The sequence below is a fragment of the Parasphingorhabdus marina DSM 22363 genome (assembly GCF_900128895.1).
Taxonomy (GTDB): Bacteria; Pseudomonadota; Alphaproteobacteria; order Sphingomonadales; family Sphingomonadaceae; genus Parasphingorhabdus; species Parasphingorhabdus marina.
Map to the genome: position 1 here is coordinate 430,771 of NZ_FSQW01000002.1, position 18,611 is coordinate 449,381.

General features: G+C 55.0%; 16 protein-coding genes. 8 read left to right on the top strand and 8 right to left on the bottom strand.

Translation table 11 applies throughout. The annotated features are described in order from the left end of the window. Positions 1-19: 19 nt before the first annotated feature. The 7 genes from rpsF to BUQ90_RS11760 all read right to left on the bottom strand — a co-directional run bounded on the left by rpsF (position 20) and on the right by BUQ90_RS11760 (position 9,855). Positions 20-412 carry a 30S ribosomal protein S6 gene (gene rpsF / locus BUQ90_RS11730; protein ID WP_074205377.1) on the bottom strand — a complete coding sequence of 131 codons (393 nt, stop codon included), beginning with the start codon at positions 410-412 and terminating at the stop codon, positions 20-22. A 160-nt stretch (positions 413-572) separates the two neighbouring features. Continuing rightward, positions 573-716: a DUF2256 domain-containing protein gene (locus BUQ90_RS11735; protein WP_074205378.1), complete on the bottom strand. Its 144-nt coding sequence runs from the start codon at positions 714-716 to the stop codon at positions 573-575. Further along, the gene (locus BUQ90_RS11740) at positions 713-2,218 is read right to left on the bottom strand and encodes a cryptochrome/photolyase family protein (RefSeq protein WP_074205379.1); all 1,506 of its coding nucleotides are present in this window, start codon (positions 2,216-2,218) and stop codon (positions 713-715) included. Before BUQ90_RS11740 ends, BUQ90_RS11735 begins: the two co-directional genes overlap by 4 nt. Positions 2,219-2,313: 95 nt before the next feature. Next, entirely contained in the window at positions 2,314-4,050 is a 1,737-nt protein-coding gene (locus BUQ90_RS11745; protein ID WP_084192682.1) for a cation:proton antiporter domain-containing protein, read from the bottom strand. 199 nt (positions 4,051-4,249) lie between these two features. After that, positions 4,250-7,063, bottom strand: coding sequence for a tetratricopeptide repeat protein (locus tag BUQ90_RS11750; protein ID WP_159437094.1), 2,814 nt, complete (start codon positions 7,061-7,063; stop codon positions 4,250-4,252). Positions 7,064-7,175: 112 nt separating this feature from the next. Next, a complete protein-coding gene (locus BUQ90_RS11755; RefSeq protein ID WP_074205382.1) occupies positions 7,176-8,453 on the bottom strand; it encodes an acyl-CoA dehydrogenase family protein in 1,278 nt (425 codons plus the stop codon). Beyond that, entirely contained in the window at positions 8,443-9,855 is a 1,413-nt protein-coding gene (locus BUQ90_RS11760) for a phosphotransferase family protein (protein WP_074205383.1), read from the bottom strand. The genes BUQ90_RS11755 and BUQ90_RS11760 overlap by 11 nt, the downstream gene beginning before the upstream one ends. A gap of 146 nt (positions 9,856-10,001) precedes the next feature. Between BUQ90_RS11760 and fabD the strand changes: the two genes are divergently transcribed. The 7 genes from fabD (at position 10,002) to mltG (ending at position 15,393) form a co-directional block, all read left to right on the top strand. Further along, positions 10,002-10,937, top strand: coding sequence for an ACP S-malonyltransferase (gene fabD / locus BUQ90_RS11765; RefSeq protein ID WP_074205384.1), 936 nt, complete (start codon positions 10,002-10,004; stop codon positions 10,935-10,937). A 1-nt stretch (position 10,938) separates the two neighbouring features. After that, positions 10,939-11,370, top strand: a complete 432-nt coding sequence (locus tag BUQ90_RS11770; protein ID WP_084192684.1) for a GNAT family N-acetyltransferase — start codon at positions 10,939-10,941, stop codon at positions 11,368-11,370. 20 nt (positions 11,371-11,390) lie between these two features. Continuing rightward, a complete protein-coding gene (gene fabG / locus BUQ90_RS11775) occupies positions 11,391-12,134 on the top strand; it encodes a 3-oxoacyl-[acyl-carrier-protein] reductase (protein ID WP_074205385.1) in 744 nt (247 codons plus the stop codon). Positions 12,135-12,161: 27 nt separating this feature from the next. Further along, entirely contained in the window at positions 12,162-12,686 is a 525-nt protein-coding gene (locus BUQ90_RS11780; RefSeq protein WP_159437095.1) for a hypothetical protein, read from the top strand. 96 nt (positions 12,687-12,782) lie between these two features. Continuing rightward, a complete protein-coding gene (locus BUQ90_RS11785) occupies positions 12,783-13,019 on the top strand; it encodes an acyl carrier protein (protein WP_074205387.1) in 237 nt (78 codons plus the stop codon). A gap of 141 nt (positions 13,020-13,160) precedes the next feature. Next, positions 13,161-14,414, top strand: coding sequence for a beta-ketoacyl-ACP synthase II (fabF, locus tag BUQ90_RS11790; protein ID WP_074205388.1), 1,254 nt, complete (start codon positions 13,161-13,163; stop codon positions 14,412-14,414). Between the two features lie 7 nt (positions 14,415-14,421). Next, on the top strand, positions 14,422-15,393 hold the full coding sequence (gene mltG, locus BUQ90_RS11795) for an endolytic transglycosylase MltG (RefSeq protein ID WP_074205389.1): 972 nt from the start codon (positions 14,422-14,424) through the stop codon (positions 15,391-15,393). Here mltG and BUQ90_RS11800 read toward each other — a convergent pair whose 3' ends face one another. Next, complete coding sequence (locus tag BUQ90_RS11800; RefSeq protein ID WP_074205390.1) at positions 15,394-16,221, bottom strand: cyclase family protein; 828 nt, start codon at positions 16,219-16,221, stop codon at positions 15,394-15,396. 904 nt (positions 16,222-17,125) lie between these two features. Here BUQ90_RS11800 and BUQ90_RS11805 point away from each other — a divergent pair. Next, a complete protein-coding gene (locus BUQ90_RS11805) occupies positions 17,126-18,562 on the top strand; it encodes an LTA synthase family protein (RefSeq protein ID WP_204244791.1) in 1,437 nt (478 codons plus the stop codon). Positions 18,563-18,611 lie beyond the last annotated feature (49 nt).

An 18,611-nucleotide genomic window follows, 5' to 3' on the forward strand; every position in this document is an offset into this window, starting at 1 on the left:
TCTTACTCCTTCTCTGGGTTTAACTGTCGTTATTGTCGCGACGGGGGCGATCGCCACCGCGGTCATTGCCGCCACGGCGATTGTCGCGGTCGGGCTTGCGCATCATCACGGACGGGCCTTCTTCATGCTCGTCAACGCGGATGGTCAGAAAACGGATCACGTCTTCGTTGATGCGGGTCTGGCGCTCCAGTTCCTCGATCACGTTGCCGGGCGCATCCAGGCGCAACATCACATAATGGGCCTTGCGGTTTTTCTGAACCTTGTAGGCGAGCGTACGCAGGCCCCAGGTCTCGGTCAGAACGACCTTGCCTTCATTATCTTCTACGATTTTGGTGGCTTCCTGTGCGAGACTGTCAACCTGAGACTGGCTCAGATCCTGACGCGCAAGGAAGACATGCTCATAATATGGCATGCAGATTTTCCTTCATGTTACCGATCGCTGACGCCGCACCATGCAGACACGCCCCTCCGGCTTTCTTCAAATATCCGGCGAAACAGCAGTGACCGTTTCAGCCGGAAGCGGCGCGTATGACGAAAAATCCGCTGCAATGCAAGGGGCAAAGGGCAAAAAATCACCGTTTTTTCCGGCACCGGTCGGAGCAATAACGCACATTGTCCCAGTCACGTTCCCATTTCTTGCGCCAGGCAAACGGGCGTCCGCACGCCAGGCAGGTCTTTTCCGGAAGATTGCCTTTGCGGAACTTCGCTTTTTTCACAGAGTTTCCAGGAAGTTTGCCGCGCTCTCTCGGATGCGCTCCTGCTCTTCACTGCCAAAGCGTTTCCAGGTGCTGTACATAGCGCCCATCCGTGGGTTGTCGCTCAGTTTGTCTTCATGTTTTGCCAGAAAATTCCAATAGAGCGCATTGAACGGGCAAGCATCTTCGCCCGTGCGCTTTTTGACATTGAAGCGACAGGAGCCGCAATAATCAGACATGCGGTTGATGTAGGAACCGCTTGCTGCGTAAGGCTTGGAGGCAAGGACGCCACCATCGGCAAACTGACTCATGCCGATGGTATTGGGTAGCTCCACCCATTCATAGGCATCTGCATAGACGGCCAGATACCATTCATGGACTTCCACCGGATCGACGCCGCAAAGCATCGCAAAGTTTCCAGTGACCATCAGACGTTGAATATGATGGGCATAGGCCAGTTCCCTGGTCTGACTGATGGCTGAACGCAGACATTGCATATCAGTCTCGCCGGTCCAGTAAAAACCGGGCAGGGCGCGGTCATGTCCAAAATGGTTGCGGTCGACATATTCCGGCATTTTCAGCCAGTAAATACCGCGGATATATTCCCGCCATCCGATAATCTGGCGGATATATCCTTCGGCAGCATTGATTGGGGCCTTGCCATTGCGATAGGCCTCCTCAACCTTTTCGCAGATTTCCAGCGGCTCCAGCAATCCACAATTGAGATATTGTGCGAGCAGGGAGTGATAGAGAATGGGTTCATCGGTGAGCATCGCATCCTGATAATCTCCGAATTCCGGCAGGGCAGTCTCGATGAAATGATCCAGGGCCTTGAGCGCATCCTGGCGTGTGACCGCCAAAGTGAAAGGCTCAAGATCACCGAAATGATCGGCAAACCGCCCGGCAACCAGCTCGAGTACTTCTGACGTCATGGCGTCAGGGGAGAATTCCAGCGGTCGCGGCATGAAAAGGTCGGAGTCTGCGGGCTTGCGGTTTTCGGAATCGAAATTCCACTTTCCCTCTGCAGGATCGTCACCATCCATCAACAGGCCGGTTTTCCTGCGAATTTCCCGGTAGAAATATTCCATGCGAAGTTGCTTGCGGCCATCGGCCCATTCCGCAAATTCTGCTTTTGTGCTCAAAAACCGGTCATCGGGGAGCATTTCGATGTTTAGCTTCCGGAACATTTCGGCCAGTCGCCATTCCCCAGGCTCTGTCAAAAGCACTTTTTCTGGCTCATGTTTCGCCGACCATGTTTGAATCGCGTCTTTCAGATTACCCGGATTTTCGGGGTCGTCCAAACGGATATAGTCCACTGTCCAGCCTTTTTCTTTCAGCTCTTCGGCAAAGTGTCGCATCGCCGAAAAAAGAAAGGCGATCTTCTTCTTGTGATGCTGCACATAGGTGGCTTCATCCATCACCTCTGCCATCAGCACCCTGTCCTTTTCGGGGTCACTGTGTCGCAGGCCGGAGATACTGTGGGAGAGCTGATCGCCGAGAATGAGAACGAGATTGCGGGTCATGAAGGGCGCGATACAGCTTTGCGGAAGTCTTCAGTATACGCCAATCCGCCCGTATCACCGGGATCCGTTAAAAGGTTTTGCTTCATGAACCTTGTTCAGGATCGCGGTTTCCCTTCCAGAATCTCCGTTTGCCAGGTGCGCTGATTGTCGACGATGGTCCGGGCGGTGTCCGCCGGAAAGCCAATGCCCCCCAGAAGCTGCTCGCACAGTTCCAGACTGGCTTCCATTGTTTCGGGAACCGCCGTGCGCGCACCGCAGTCCCGTAACAAATGTGCATGTTCAACATCACGGGCCCGGGCGATAATCGGAACCGACGGCCATTTGTCGTGTATTGCCCGGATCACATGTTCAGCGGTATCGGGGGCATCCATTGTTGTGGCAAAGGCCGCGGCGCGTTCGATCCCCAGATGCTGTAAAAGATCAGACTGTCCGGCATCGCCAAAATATACCGCCACACCCCTTGCACGCTCACTGGCTACCAGATCGGGATCACTGTCCACGGCGATATAGGGTATGCGCTGGTCCTCCAGCAGCTGGGCCAGTAACCGGCCAACCCGTCCGAAGCCGCCGATAATGACGGGCTGTTCTCCATCCCCATATGCAGCGCGATTCGGCGCAGGCGCTTCTTTCACGCGCAGCGCTTTGCCCACCTTGCGCGACAGGATTGCGAGCCCCGGAGTCAGGAACATGGTCACCACCACGACCAGCAGCATGAATTGCGCGATGTCAGGATCAAGCAGGGCGAATGACAGCGATGCAGCAATCACCACGAAAGCAAATTCCCCGCCCTGACTCATCAAAATCGCGGTTTCCGCGGCCACGGCGGTTGGCAGGCGCCAGATGCGCGCCAGCACAAACAGAATTGACCCCTTTAGCAGCAGCAATCCCAGAACCGATGCGGCCACCCAGGCAATATCTGCCCAGACGGCGAGAATATCGAGGCTCATGCCCACCGAAATAAAGAACAGCCCGAGAAGCAGCCCCTTGAATGGCTCGATGTCGCTGGCAATCTGGTGCCGATACTGCGTGCCGGCAAAAAGCAGGCCGGCCATGAAGGCGCCGAGCGCCATCGAGAGACCGGCAACCGCGGTGAGGGCGGCTGTGGCCAAAATCAGCAAGAGCACGGCCGCCATGAACATCTCGCGGCTGCCCGTGCCGCTGACGAAACGCAGCAAGGGTTCGACAATGATACGGCCGATGAAGAAAATCGCGGCGATGACAAGAACGGCTTCGAAAATGGCCCAAAATGCCGCTCCCGCCAGAGAGCCTTCCACGGTGGCACCCACGACACCAACGAAAAAAAGGATAGGCACAACTGCCAGATCCTGAAACAGAAGAATACCAAAACTGGATCTGCCCGCAGGTGCGCTCAGTCTTCGTGTTTCGGTCAACAATTGCATGACCAGAGCGGTGGAAGACAGCGCGAGGCACAGTCCGAAAATAGTAGCGGCTACAAGCGAATTGCCGAACAGCAAGGCGATGCCCCCGATGGCCAGCGCACTCACTACGACTTGCGCTGCACCCAGCCCGAATACCAGCCGCCGCATGTCCCACAATTGTGCGACAGACAGCTCCAGTCCGATCGTGAACAGCAGAAATATCACACCCAGTTCTGCAAATCGGCGAACCCCTTCAAGGTCATCAAAAACCATCAGCTCGAGGACGGGTGTTTCGCCGACCAGTCGGCCGACCCCGAAAGGTCCAATGATCAGGCCGACAAACAGAAAGCCCAGGACGGGACTGATCCCGATCTTTCGGACCAGCGGTATTACCAGCCCGGCAGCAACGAGGAAAACTATGGCTTCTCTGAGGTAGGGGATTTCAGGGTGCACGATCCGTCTCTGATTATTCTCCCGGACGATAGGAAGTCATTGCAGGAAAATCGAGAGAAACCCGCATCCGGCAAAAGCAATGCAGCAAAAACTGCCCCTGCGGGTATGGGATTTGAAATCCTCCGACACGCGGCGCGGCTTCAGCGGATATCCGTTTCGCCATGGTTCAGGAATGCTGCCCTGGTTATTGGCTGCTCCCTCAACGGATCATGATACCGAATTTCGCATATTCTTTTGCGATCGTCGGAACGATAAACTCCGCTGCGGAAATATCCGCCTCGCTCTTCTGATCATTGCCCATTCTGGCGTGCACCAGCCCCCTCAGGTAAAGAGCGGCAGGCAGGCTTGGGCTGATGTCGAGGGCTGTATCCAGATCGAGTAGCGCCTCATCATATTGTCCCAGCTGAAAGTGCACCAGCGCGCGGCTGTCCAATATTGCACTGGGTGATCGGGACAACTGAATAGCTTTTGTGCAATCCTTCAAGGCGGATTCAAGATACAGCTTTGCCCGACCCTTGTTCCAGCAACGGTTGTTGAGCAGCTTGTGATCATTGGGCTTGGAGGAAATCAGTTCATCCATTATTGCGATGGCTTCTTCATATTGGCCATCCTGCATCAGGACTTCAGACTCTGCGTGAGTAATGTCATCCGGTTCGATCCCGTTGCCCCTTGCCGCGTCCAGTACTTCGAGAGCCTCGTCAATTTGGCCATCCATCGCAAGAATTTCAGTCACAGCTGCAAGGGCCCGGACAGAAGACGGGTCAAGTTCCAGAGCACGTTTCGCGGATTCCAACGCGCGTTTGTCCTCCACCGTGGCGTATAACGAGGCCAGCTGGACATATGTTTTGGCATTTTCCTCCTGTTCTAGCGCCAAAAGCAATTGTTCTGCGGCTTTGCGGTACTGGTAGGTTCCCTGGTAAAATCCGGCGAAATTTTCGTATGGCCTTGACTTGTCCGGGTGTAGCGCAATATCCGCTTCATATGCGGCAATTATTTCCGCAAACCCGTTTGATTCCGCTGCCTGACGCGTTTCCAGCCAGGCCGGAGGATAGTCTTCCGGCGTCAGGATGCGCAGCTTTGGTGACTGGAATTTGAGCAATTTGGCCCTTTCAGCCTTCACCTCATCTGCGGGTACCTCCCACCTGGCTGTCCGCCAATATTCACTGACTGTCACTTTGCCGTCGTCAAGGCTGGTTTTCCTGGCTTGCTCATATCCTGCGATGACATCGCTCACCTCCGCGAGGCCCTGGAATTCGAATCCCTTTCCGGCAGCAGGCAGGATCATTTCGAAATTTCGAACATAATAGCCGGGATAACTCATCGCATATGGAATCTCCTTCCATTCCGTTTTGGTGCGATTTCGCAGCAGTTTGGTGTTGCCGATATAGTTATCAACGGAATAACGGCGCCTGTTGTCGGCGAAGGACCAGGACATGGTTGCCAGTCCGCTTCCGGTGATAGAGGCTGTACCAGCTTCCCCGTCAAGAACGGCCTCACTCCTTGTAACGCTGGCCTGGTCGCCTGTGTATCGCATGATGAAAGACTGCAGCAATTCCTCATATTGTTCGACGGACACCGTGTTTTTGATTGTGCTGAGCTGGTCGACGGCAGGTCCGCGCAAGACAATTGAAATATCATAAGGTGCGGGAAAGTTGATGCCGGCACTTGCATCAATGGCGATGCTGATATTTTCGATTGGACGCGACATTGGCAAAAGCGGAATGGACTCCAGTTCAGCTCCGGCAAGATCAAGCGGCAAAGCGTAGCGAAATGGCGGAGTATCTCCAATGTCGGCCAGTCTGTCTCCGGTCTTTGTGCCGTCCAGCCAATAAGTGCGTCCGTCAATGGATGCTTTCACAATGATGTGATCAAATGTTCCAAAGGATGGCAACCTGTCCGGAATGGCGTCTGCCAGTGTGGAGTGTACCAACGCTGCCCTGGCGTCTATTCCAAGTCGATCCAGGAGAGTGAGAAGCAACAATGTTTTGGCTTTGCAGTCGCCATAGCGCAGGTTCCACGTTTCTTCCGGGCTTTGGGGGGTGTAGTTACCCCCGTTGAGACCATTGAACAGGTAGCGGACCTTGTCCTGAACCAGACGCAGCGCCGCCGCAGTCCTCTGCAAGGGGTCATCACTGGATGCAGCTATGCGCTGCACCTCCCGGTCGAGTTCGCTGCCTTCCGTGATCAGGTCGGCCGTTTGATAAAGCTTCGCGGCTGTCTGCGAGACAGATTTCCAGTCCTTGAAGCTCGTGGCTTCCACCATCGACAGGTTCGCATATCTGGCAGGCGCATCTGGCGCATTTTCCGGCTGTTTGGGAATGGGAACATTGATATTCAGAACCTGGTAATCATCCCTTCTTTCCAGTGCATGTTCTGCATCCTTGCCGGTGACCCGCCACTGGATATCGTCTGATTTCGGCCAGATCAGCTGAAACCTGCCAAATTGTGCCCGGACCGGTTCGGCAAGAAGTGCATCGGTAAACTGCACATGGCCTTCAAGCGCCGGATCCAAAATCGTGGTAGAAGCTTTCATGCGGACGAGATCCCCTATCCGCAAGCCCTCCAGCTGCATGAACGCTGTCAGTATTCCGTCTACCTGTAATTGCTCCAGCCCGGCTTCGCGCCGAAGAATTTCAAACTTGTTGCCACTGGCCAGTACATCAATGACTTCGCCGTCCCGGATGATATGGACTTCATGGACTATGAAATCTCCAAGGTCCGGGTGCCAGGCGCCTTGCAACCTGCCAATCTGTGAAAGGACCTCGCTGGACGATGCCCGCAGTACCAGATCGCGGTAAATCCAACCCTGTCCACCTTCGAGTTTTACATTTTGGTCAACAGAGACAAGGGCATCGCTGGAGGACGCTCCCTTCGCCAAAACGTCTGAAATGTCGACCTCGTCAACCCATTCCGGAACCGGCTGATACAGGGGTTGCTCACCTGCAATCGCCGAAGACGAGGCGACAATTGCAACAGTTGCGGCAACAACAGGCTGCCAAAAAAACCTTTTCAAATCAAATGCCCCTGCAGTCACGCCAGCTAATTGCAGCTGGCGAATCAATAAATCAGAGGCTGAAACTACAGAGCACGCATCAGGCTGTCGCCTTTTTTATGAGCTGAGCTTCTCACTTTTTCTTCCGGTTCAAGAATCCGAACATGTCTCCGCCGATCTTGCGCATCTGGATTTCTTCGGCGCCCTCCGTGATGCGATAACGGCGGTGGTGGCGGTAGATATGCTCGAACGGTTTGTGCCGCGAATAGCCCATCCCGCCATGAACCTGCATCGCCCGGTCCGCGGCATCACAGCACAGACGGTTTGCGCGATAGTTGCACATCGAGACCTGGGCCGACAGATATTTGGCAACGTCGGGTTTGGGCATCGTGTCCATCTTTGCAGCGGTGGCATAGATCAGCTGCCGGAGCATGGCGGCTTCGGTATGCAGTTCAACCAGCGGGAACTGGATTCCCTGATTGATTGCCAGCGGCTTGCCGAACGGTTTGCGTTCACCGGCATATCGTACCGCTTCGTCGATACAATATTGGGCCGCGCCCAGAGAGGAAGCGGCCTGCCGGATGCGGTTTTCGTGCACGAAATGCTGGGCACAGGCAAGCCCCATATCCAGATCTCCGAGCACGGCGTCGGCGGGGATCCAGACATTGGTCAGACTGCATTTGGGATGGTCAGTGGGCATGTTGAATGTCCACATATATTCGCCGATTTCGAAACCTTCTGCGTCCACCGGCACCAGAAAACAGCCGATACCCTGGGCATCACCGTCCTTGCCGCGATGACGGGCGAAGGTCATCACATGGGTGGCGACATGCAGCCCGGTCGTCCACATCTTGTTGCCATTTATCAGCCAGCCATCCACGCCGTCTCGTGTTTCGGGTACGGCGGTGGTGTCCATCCAGGTCGCATCGGATCCATGATGTTCTTCGGTCAGGCCAAAGCACCATTTCATCTCCCCGCGCAGCATGGCCGGAATAAATTCCAGCTTCTGCTTCTCTGTGCCGAAATCCCGGACCATTAGCGGTTGCACAAGGTTACCGACAATCGAATTTTCGTTCTGGAGATCATTGTGGAGACCAAGTCCTTTGTGAGCCAGGTGCTCTCGAATTCGCGCCATCGCCAGATTGGACCCGTCCTTGCCGCCAAATTCCTCGGGCAGCGCGAAGCGAAAATGGCCTGCTGCATCGGCTGTCTTGCGCATTTCGTCGAGCAGGTCTTCCCACTCTTTGGACGGCAAGCCATCATTATCCCAGTCGGTGCGGGAATTTTCGCGCCGATGATCAAAAAAGCGGATATTGTCATCGCGCTGTTCAATCGGTTTGATTTCCGCTTCGATGAAGTCATCGAGCACAGTTAAATAGTCTTCAATCTCCTGGGGAATTTCAAAACTCATTTTGGCTGCTCCATTTTTTGAGGGCGGTCTGCAATCCGGCATATCGGGGCTGGTCAATGGACAGTCGTTCCAGCGCAGACAGCCGCAAATGATCCCAGAGACCGGGGGTTGCGATGTCGAGAACGCCTTCTGAAAGCGCCCGGCACACCTGTCCATGATCATATCCGATAGCGGCGAGCCGCCGTTGCTGTGCATCGGCAAATAGGCGGCCCCAGTCTTCTTGACGCTGCAAAATACCCAGCGCATTGCCGGCCACACGTGACTGGAACTTGTTGTGACCTTTGAGGCCCGGCAGGACATGCTCGCTGTTCCAGTCCTGTAACGCTGTCAGCAGCTCGCCATAGGCGGTTTCGCCTTTGACGGATTCCGGACCCGAGGTTTGCCAGTCGAGCTTCGTACAGATTTCCGGTGGCAGTAATTCTTCGAACAGCAGGGCGAGATCAATCTCGACTTCCGATACGCGCCGACCGATCACGGTGCGTTCCAGCGAGCGATCCCCGCCGGATCTCCATATTTCTCCCATCACCATGCAGGCGACGCCCCACCATAAGGTGGAGTAGATCAGCCAGAAACGAAAGCGGTCGTTGTCCACTTCCTCGCCCGAATGCCGGGCATAAGCCGCCAGAAAATTGTCCTTGCTGTCAAAACCGCCGGCGATCTGGTCATAGCGACCAAAACGCCAGCTTGGTGTACACAGATAGGCCAGATCCTGTACCGGATCGCCAAAGCGAGCGAGCTCCCAATCCAGAACAGCTGATATGCCGTCCGGCGTGATCATGAGGTTACCCATCCGGAAATCACCATGTACCGGCTTGCGCACATCAGTTTTAGGCGCATTTTCAAACAGCCAGTGAAAGGCAAATTCGTAAATCGGAATCGCACCGCCAATTTCGTGATATTTGTCCTTCTGCAACTGTATCAGCTGGACGGGCGTAAAATATTCCAGATTTTCAGGCAGTGTGGCCGGATCCATGTTGTGGATGGCGGCCAATTCGGCGGCGCACTGGCTGGAAAGGGCTTTTTCAGCTTTGGCAAATTCCGGATTTCCCAGAATCTTGTGGGGCAGGGTCTCGCCCCTGGCCCGTTCCATGAAAAAGCCTTCTCCGATACCATCTTCTGGTGTCAGACGGCCGCGAACCACCGGAGCAGTCACGCCTTGTTTTGCAGCTTGCTCGATCACGTCGGCCTGAGTCGACAGAGGAATCCCCCGCAACCCTTCATCATCGGCAGAGATGCCCGACGGGAGCCGGCGCAGGACAAATTCCTCCCCACCAAAAACAAAGGCCCAGCTTTCCATGCTGGCACCACCTGACAGGCGCTGCAATTCGCTGATTTTCCCGTCTGCTTTCAATGCCCTGACACATGCCGCAGACAGTTTTTCTTCAAATAAGGCCGGTTCCATCCAGATAACTTAATTGACCGATTAAAAATAGGCAATCGCAATCGGAGATGCGTCCGGGCGACATGAGGAAACTTGCAACCAGGTGCTTTCGCCCCTAACTGCGGGAGCATGATTGATCACCTATATTTATACGGCAAGGGGCATTTATGAGGGCGTTTATTTTTCCGGGGCAGGGCAGTCAGGCCGTCGGCATGGGCAAGGAACTGGCGGAGTCTCACTCGACTGCCAAGGAAGTGTTCCAGGAAGTGGATCACGCGCTCGAACAAAATCTGTTTCGGTTGATGTGCGAAGGCCCGGAAGACGAATTGACGCTCACCGAAAACGCGCAGCCCGCGATCATGGCCAATGCGATTGCGACGTTCCGGGTGATGGAAAAGGACGGCGGCAGGGATATTGATGAACTTTGCAGCTATGTCGCCGGCCACAGCCTGGGCGAATATTCCGCGCTTTGTGGTGCAGGTGCCCTGAATCTGACGACCACGGCAAAACTTTTGAAGCTGCGTGGACAGGCCATGCAAAAGGCTGTTCCGGTTGGCGAAGGCGGAATGGCGGCCCTGCTGGGTGCGGACATCAAAAAGGCGTCGGGTCTGGCAAAGGCATCTGCACAAGGTGAAGTGTGTACGGTAGCCAATGACAATGATCCCACCCAGGTTGTCATTTCCGGTCATATGGCCGCCATTGATCGCGCGATTGCGGCTACCAAAGAGCACAATATCAAGCGGGGATTGAAACTGCCCGTGTCTGCCCCTTTTCACTGTTCGCTGATGAAGCCGGCGGCCGAAGCGATGGAAGAGGCACTGGCTGAAGCCACCATTTTGCCGCCGAAGGTCCCGGTTTTCGCGAATGTCACTGCTGACGCCGCTGATGATGTGGATGTCATCCGGCAATTGCTGGTCGAACAGGTCACAGGTACCGTTCGCTGGCGGGAGTCGGTTCTGGCCATGTCCGAAGCGGGCGTCGGAGAGTTTGTGGAATTTGGCGGCAAGGTTCTCGGCGGCATGGTGAAGCGCATCAACCGGGATTCCGGCAACGTCAGCCTGGTATCAATGGCCGACATCGAAGCCTTTCTGAAAGAAGTCTGACTTGTCGGTTCCGGACGGCCTCGAAATTTTCGAGATAACAGCGGACAACAAGGCGGTCATGGACAATGTCGCGGCTGACCTGTTTGATGAACCGGTCCAACAGGATTTGCTTGCCGCCTTCCTGATGGAACCGACTCACTGGCTGGTGGTTGCGGTTCTGGATGACCAGGTCATCGGCAAATCCTCCGCCATTGTTCACAAAAGGCCGGACAAGCCTGATGAACTGTATCTCGACGAGATTGACGTTATCCCCAAATATCGTCGGCGGGGGATCGCCAAAAAGATCCTCGACCACATGCTGGTGCTGGCGGACAAACGCGGCTGCGAAGAATGCTGGCTAGGAACCGAAAAAGACAATATAGCAGCCCGCAAGCTTTATGAGTCCAACGGCGCCAAAGCCGAAGACATTGTGCTCTATTATCTGGAATACTGATCACGCCGAGGGAGAAGTGAATGTTTGATCTGACGGGAAAAACCGCTCTGGTAACTGGTGCCTCGGGCGGAATTGGTTCGGCCATCGCCAAATCACTGGCGGCCCAGGGGGCCACACTGGCGATTTCCGGCACCCGCAAGCTGACACTGATGGAACTGGTCCCGGAGCTGGCTGGAGAGGGCCATGCGGTCATCCCCTGCAACCTGTCCGACCCCGATGAAGTCAACGGCCTGGTGCCGGAGGTGATCGAAAAACTGGGCAAGATTGACATTTTGATCAACAATGCCGGAATCACCCGGGACGGTCTGGCGATGCGCATGTCGGACGAGGACTGGTCCGATGTGCTTCAGGTCAATCTGGAATCGGCCTTCCGACTGGCCCGCGCAGCTGCCCGCCCGATGATGAAAGCCCGCAGCGGGCGGATCATTTCGATCACATCGGTGGTCGGTGCAACCGGCAATCCGGGGCAGGTCAATTATGTCGCGTCCAAGGCGGGGCTGGTGGGAATGTCCAAGGCGCTGGCTCAGGAACTGGCTTCGCGGGGAATAACTGTGAATTGCGTCGCGCCAGGGTTCATCGCTTCGCCCATGACCGATGCGCTGACCGATGCCCAGAAAGCGGATATCAACGCGAAGATTCCTGCCGGGAAAATGGGTAATGGTGATGATATTGGTGCAGCTGTGACCTATCTCGCCAGCGACGAGGCCTCTTATGTCACCGGCCAGACCCTGCACGTCAACGGCGGCATGGCGATGATCAGCTGAGGCTGACTGGCCATGGTAACAGGATTGATGGCCCTGGCTCTCGCGGCGAGCCCGGCAGAAGAGCGACCAACCGCCGGAATTCTGACAGTGCCGCATATCGATTGCATCAGCAGGCAAGTCTCTCCGGCTGATTCTCGCAACTGGTTCAATATGGCCCGTTCGGGTCGCGAAACGGACGCATTTGTGATGGCGGAGTCTCCCGCCATGCGCTGCCGGAAAGATCATGGCTGGACGCAGGCACAAACCCGGACGGCTTTTCGCGTGGCTCTTATGGATGGCTGGATGCGCGAGGACGGCCTGATCAGCAAAATCCGGAAAATTGGCGATTTCAGGGATTTTCTCGACAGCTATTATGCCGACAATGTCAAGCCGGATGGCAGGCATATTCTGGAACACCTGTTCGTGTCGGGCAAAATGGACCGGGATCTGACCGCAGAAGGCTATCCAGCGGACCCGGAATCCCGGGAACTGGCCTACAATTACTGGGAATGGCGCGGAGCGCTGTGGGATCTGGAAGAAGAATTCCGAAAAGGTGCGTCAGACAAACCCTGAAGGGCAGGGCACAAACCGGCTCTTGCCCTCTTGCAAGCGACGGCCCATGTCTCTAGGACGAAATTGAAATTCATTCCTAACGAAGAAGGAACTCCCATGAGTGAGACTGCAGACCGCGTAAAAAAGATTGTTGTTGAACATCTTGGCGTAGAAGCTGACAAAGTGACCGAAGAAGCGGCGTTCATTGATGATCTGGGTGCGGACAGCCTCGATATTGTTGAACTGGTCATGGCTTTTGAAGAAGAATTCAGCGTCGAAATTCCGGATGATGCCGCCGAGAAAATCGCCACCGTCAAAGATGCCATTGATTTCATCGACAACAACAAGGGTTGATTGATTTTGGGATGCGATGCGCATTCCGGGGCCAATGATCGCTAAATATCGCAAAAGCGGCTCACCGGCCCGGGAGAATTTCCGAACCGGTGGCCGCTTTTCAATTGGGGCTTTAGGGGAGCCCGTCATAAGGAGCAGAACATGCGTCGTGTCGTAGTGACCGGACTGGGTTTGGTGACGCCTTTGGGTGGAGATGTCGAAACCAGCTGGAAAAACATCCTCGCATCGAAGTCCGGGGCAGGACAGATCACGAAATTTGATGCCTCTGACCAGAAAGCCACCATCGCCTGCGAAGTCAAACCGCCTGAGCATGAATATGGCTTTGATCCCAATCTGCGGGTGGATCACAAGGTCCAGCGACAGGTGGATCCGTTCATCGTCTATGGCATAGATGCCGCAGGTCAGGCCCTGGAAGATGCCGGCCTCATGGATATGACCGACGAGGAAAAACTGCGAACTGGCTGTTCGATCGGGTCCGGTATCGGGGGATTGCCGGGCATTGAAAAGGAATCCCTGGTCCTGGCCGAACGTGGACCGGGCCGGGTTAGCCCGCACTTTGTGCACGGGCGGCTGATCAATCTGATCTCCGGACAGGTTTCGATCAAATATGGCCTGATGGGGCCCAATCATGCCGTAGTCACCGCCTGTTCGACCGGTGCACACAGCATCGGGGATGCAGCCCGGATGATCGCACTGGACGACGCGGACATCATGCTGGCCGGCGGCGCCGAGGCCACCATCTGCCCGATCGGTATCGCCGGTTTTGCGCAGGCCAAGGCGCTTTCGACGCGCAATGACGATCCCGAAGCGGCCTCCCGTCCCTATGACAAGAACCGCGACGGATTCGTTATGGGCGAGGGCGCCGGGGTTGTCGTGCTGGAAGAATATGAGCGCGCAAAGGCGCGGGGAGCGACCATATATGCCGAAGTTGCGGGATATGGACTGTCCGGAGACGCCCATCACGTGACGGCTCCGCATCCCGATGGTGTTGGCGCTTACCGGTCCATGGAAATGGCCCTGAACCGCTCGGGTCTGAGCACGGCAGATATCGATTATGTAAATGCACATGGTACATCCACCATGGCAGATGTTCTGGAACTTGCCGCGGTTCGGCGTCTGTTTGGTGATGATATAGCCACCATGTCAATGAGCTCGACCAAGTCTGCCATCGGCCATTTGCTTGGTGGTGCAGGCGCAGTGGAAGCTATTTTCTCGATCCTTGCGATGCGTGACCAGACCGTGCCGCCGACGCTCAATCTCGACGATCCGGAAGACAGCTGTGAAGGTGTCGACCTGGTACCCCATGTTGCCAAACAACGGGAAGTCCGGGCCGTGCTCAGCAACAGCTTCGGATTTGGCGGCACCAATGCCAGCGTCATCATGAAAGCGGTCTGATCCGGACATGCGGCGCTTCGGTTGCCTTGTTCTGATTGCCGCTGTTGCGATAGTCGGCCTGCTGGCCGGGAATTTTCTCTATGGCTGGACGGCAAGCGGGCCGCTTGAGGCGGAAAAGACTGTGATCATTGCATCCGGATCCAGCCTGAGCCAGGCTGCACGGACGCTCGAACAGGAAGGTGTGCTGAAATCAGCGGACGGTTTCCTCAACCGCGCCAGGGTTTTCGGGGGATCGGAGCCGATCAAGGCGGGAGAATTCAATATCCCGGCCAGAGCGAGCAATTCCCAGATATTGTCCATTCTCCAGGGCGGACAAACGGTCCAGCGACTGGTCACCATTCCTGAAGGCACGCCCTCCATTATCGTTCATGAAAAACTGATGGCCGAGCCGTTGCTCACCGGGGAAATTCCGGTTCCGGCAGAAGGGTCCGTGCTGCCCGACAGTTACAGCTTTGAGCGTGGCGAAAAACGCGCGGCCGTCCTGTCCCGGATGCAAAAGGCGATGCAGGAAACCATGAGCGAATTATGGCCAAAAAAGACCGCAGCCAGCGTGGTAAAAACACCCGAGGAAGCAGTAATTCTGGCGTCCATCGTCGAAAAAGAAACCGCGGTGGCGAGCGAGCGTCGAACGGTCGCGGCGGTGTACAGCAACCGTGTCAATCGCAACATGATGCTGCAGGCAGATCCGACGATCATCTACCCGATCACGAAGGGCAAGCCGCTGGGTCGGCGAATCCGGCAGTCGGAAATTGCTGCGGTTAACGATTACAACACCTATTCGATGGTCGGCCTGCCCAAAGGACCGATTGCGAATCCTGGCCGGGCGTCGATCGAGGCTGTGCTGAACCCTGTAGAGACCGAGTACCTGTTCTTTGTGGCGGACGGCAAAGGCGGACATGTCTTCGCCAGGACACTGGCCGAGCACAATGCCAATGTCGAAAAATGGTTCGCTATCCGCCGTGCACGCGGAGAAATGTAGCTAGTTCTGCCCGACTGTCTCTGCGGCAGATGGCACAAAGGCGACTATTCTGAGCGGCCCGCCACTCCCGCCCTCTATTTTCATCGGCAGAGCCACCAAATAAGCGCCTATAGGCGGCAGTTGTTCCAGCCCGGTGACGTTCTCATAACCAATGATATTCTTCTCCATCAATATGCGATGGGCTTCGAATCCTGTGGATCGGCCAAAATCCAGACTGGCTGTATCGAGGCCGACACTCTCAATTTGCCGTTCCTCCGCCAGAAAAGTTGCCGCCTCCGGTGAAAGGCCCGGAAATCGCAATTTGGCTGTCGCTGCTGCACCGCGTTCATCGGTGCCGAGATAGCGTTTGGCATCTGGCCAGCGCGCCGCCCAGCCAGTGTGGAACAGCACCTGTGCACCCGCTGGCACGGGTCCGTGCAGGGCTTCCCATCTTGCAATGTCTGCCACCCCGATCTGATAGTCGGCATTATCCTGTACGACGTCGCTCACGTCGATGACAGCAGCCGGTCCGGTCAGGCTGGATATCGGGATATTCTCGGTAGAATGCTTTCCCCGGGCGAAATGGACCGGAGCATCCAGATGGGTGCCACCATGTTCCGCAGTGGTGAACTTGTAGGCACTGTAATAATATCCGCCGTCCGTGTCGCCTTCAGAAACCGTCTCCAGCGCGAATTTGTCCGATGTCGGCCAGTAGATTGTTTCCGCGCCATAGGAATGGCTGAGATCAACCCATTTTCCCGAAGACGGATCAAAGGGTTGTGGAACCGGTGCGCCGCAGGACACAAGGGTGCCGACGGACAAGAACGTGATGATCTGGATAATGCGCATAGCAGTACCTCCTGATTGCCGGTTATATCATGAAACGGAAAATATAGTCCGGTTTGGATTTCACCGAAAGCCGAGACGGGGAAACTGGCCCTCATTGTCCAATGGCGGAGTGTCGCAATGCACCAACCATTATGGCATTCAAGAAATTATCAGAATGCGTGCGTGATCCCGATTTCCGTTGCGATGCGGTCTAAATCATAGATGCCGACCATGGATTTGTTGCGTTCTTGGGTTACGCATAACAGTGGCGCAAAGCCCATGTAAGTGAGCTGTCGAAAAGTGCCACTGATGGATCAACTGTAGCGGTTATCAATACGGCGAGGGGGAAACAGGAATAAACGCTCGTCCGCTTCGAGATGACTATATGCTGCTGAACCGACCACTGTTGTCTGTCCAAGTTCACGATAAACACATGCTCTAACAGAACCGGAGGCATTTGCCGTTCTGAGCCTCAATCAGGTCCCAAAAGGATACAAATAACAGGAAATCATTGCGTTGATTGGCGGCAGGCCATATCAATCGCAATGTTACAATTTTAAGAAAGCTGCGTTACAAAACAAAGACGGCTGCGTGAGCAGCCAACGATGATGGTGTCCGGTCCCAGTAGTGTGGTTTTCCTTTCGCACCGGTGTCGGGTCGATATGAAAGACGGAAGGGCATAGTCTTGAGATCTTTGTTGTTGATCGGCGGCGCGATCTATCTTTCCGGTTTGATTTTCTATTCGGCACTGTTTTTGTTCACTGCCAATCAAAATCAGTTTTTTCAGATCGCAAAATTGATGGTGGCGGCTCTGCACTGCCTCATTCTGATCGTTCCTGCCTATATGGCACAATCGTCCCGGTCGATCGTCAAGGTCCTGGGATATCTGGGGCTAATCGTCTATTTTCTCTACATATATTTTCTGGTGGGTTTCTTTCCCTATTTTGGCTTCATTCCTGAACTCTACACTTTTGGCTCCGGCAATGTGTCAGATGTCAGTGAAGTCATGGGGCATTATTTCAAACAAATATTCGGCTATCGGGAAGTGTTGCTCGTCATCACTGCGGCGCTGTTATTCTATTTGGTTCCCCGGCATCGATTGCCCGTTCAAGGCGTCCTGGCGCTGGTCCTGTTACCTTTGGCGGTCTTTTCCACCAGTGTTTATCAATTTGGCCTTCCGGGCATTAGCCAGAGCCTGGGTAACGAAACGCTTGTGCGCCGGTTCGGACTGGCCGGTTTCTCCTACAACTCGATCAACGAATGGGTGAATATCAAGGGAGGGTATCTGGGACCGAAAGCCGCTTATCCTGGCAGAATCTCCAAATTGATTTCTCCAGATCCGGTTTCCTCACAAGCTACGTCGTCGATGCCAAAGGATGTTGATCGTATCATCCTTGTCCAAATCGAGTCCTTTGACTCGGAAGCCATTGAAGCCAGTTTGTCTGGCAAACCAGTCATGCCTTTTGTTGACGAGCTGCGCAGCAAATGCGTCAACTACACCAACTTCCTCGCGATGAAGGGAGCGGGAGGTTCTTCAGATGCGGAATTTTCCGTGGCGACGGGGCTGGTTCCATCACTCCGGCTTCCGGCTTTGAGAAACACCGATTTTTCCCGCGTGGAGACGCTCTATGACCAGTTGCGGTCGGCGGGCGTGGTTTCGAGGTTCGCTCACAATAACAATGCCGGATATTACGGGCGGAACATCGCATATGAGAAAATCAACTCGGTCGAGACCGACTTTCAAAAACCGCATGAGACGATCCAGGAACGCCTGTTTGCGAAAAAGGCCCTGGCGGCTTCGCTCAAGGATTCCCAAAAATCCTTCCACTACTTCTTCAACTATCAGTCTCACGGCCCTTACCAGGGCTATTCAGCGCAGACTGCAGAAAAATTCTCGATTGGCGCAAGCTCGGATATCCTTTCCGACTATCTCGCCACGATGAATGAAGTTGACCAAATGATTTCAGAGCTGTTTTCCATGCAAAGCGCAGGTTTCGAGGATGGCAAAAACCTGTTCATTCTTACGGCAGATCACCCCAGCTACGTTCACCCTCGAGATGGTGAAATTGCCCAGTCACGCATACCTGCAATGATTTGTCATGCGAGCTTTGAAGGTACCACGGTGTCGAACGTCTACGGCACCATTGACTTGTACCCAACCATACTTGAAGCGTTCGGTGTCACATCGGGAAACGCCGTCCTTGGTCAAAACATGCTCGATTCAGGGGACAATGCGGTGCTTCTTCCGCAAGGGAAACTGGTGTACAAAGACAAGCAGGGGAAAGTGATCTCCAGGCCCTGTTCGGAAAATTGCGGCCCGTATTTGGGATATACCGACCAGTATATCATGCTGCATCCCTAGCTGGAGGGCGGAAGGGGTGAACCAGCTGCAGGCTGTTCCGTCGACCTGG

Bases quoted from the DNA above. Each gene is read 5' to 3' on its own strand.
- rpsF (WP_074205377.1), bottom strand. From the start codon at position 412: ATGCCATATTATGAGCATGTCTTCCTTGCGCGTCAGGATCTGAGCCAG.
- BUQ90_RS11740 (WP_074205379.1), bottom strand. From the start codon at position 2,218: ATGACCCGCAATCTCGTTCTCATTCTCGGCGATCAGCTCTCCCACAGT.
- BUQ90_RS11755 (WP_074205382.1), bottom strand. From the start codon at position 8,453: ATGAGTTTTGAAATTCCCCAGGAGATTGAAGACTATTTAACTGTGCTC.
- BUQ90_RS11760 (WP_074205383.1), bottom strand. From the start codon at position 9,855: ATGGAACCGGCCTTATTTGAAGAAAAACTGTCTGCGGCATGTGTCAGG.
- fabD (WP_074205384.1), top strand. From the start codon at position 10,002: ATGAGGGCGTTTATTTTTCCGGGGCAGGGCAGTCAGGCCGTCGGCATG.
- fabG (WP_074205385.1), top strand. From the start codon at position 11,391: ATGTTTGATCTGACGGGAAAAACCGCTCTGGTAACTGGTGCCTCGGGC.
- BUQ90_RS11780 (WP_159437095.1), top strand. From the start codon at position 12,162: ATGGCCCTGGCTCTCGCGGCGAGCCCGGCAGAAGAGCGACCAACCGCC.
- BUQ90_RS11785 (WP_074205387.1), top strand. From the start codon at position 12,783: ATGAGTGAGACTGCAGACCGCGTAAAAAAGATTGTTGTTGAACATCTT.
- fabF (WP_074205388.1), top strand. From the start codon at position 13,161: ATGCGTCGTGTCGTAGTGACCGGACTGGGTTTGGTGACGCCTTTGGGT.
- mltG (WP_074205389.1), top strand. From the start codon at position 14,422: ATGCGGCGCTTCGGTTGCCTTGTTCTGATTGCCGCTGTTGCGATAGTC.
- BUQ90_RS11800 (WP_074205390.1), bottom strand. From the start codon at position 16,221: ATGCGCATTATCCAGATCATCACGTTCTTGTCCGTCGGCACCCTTGTG.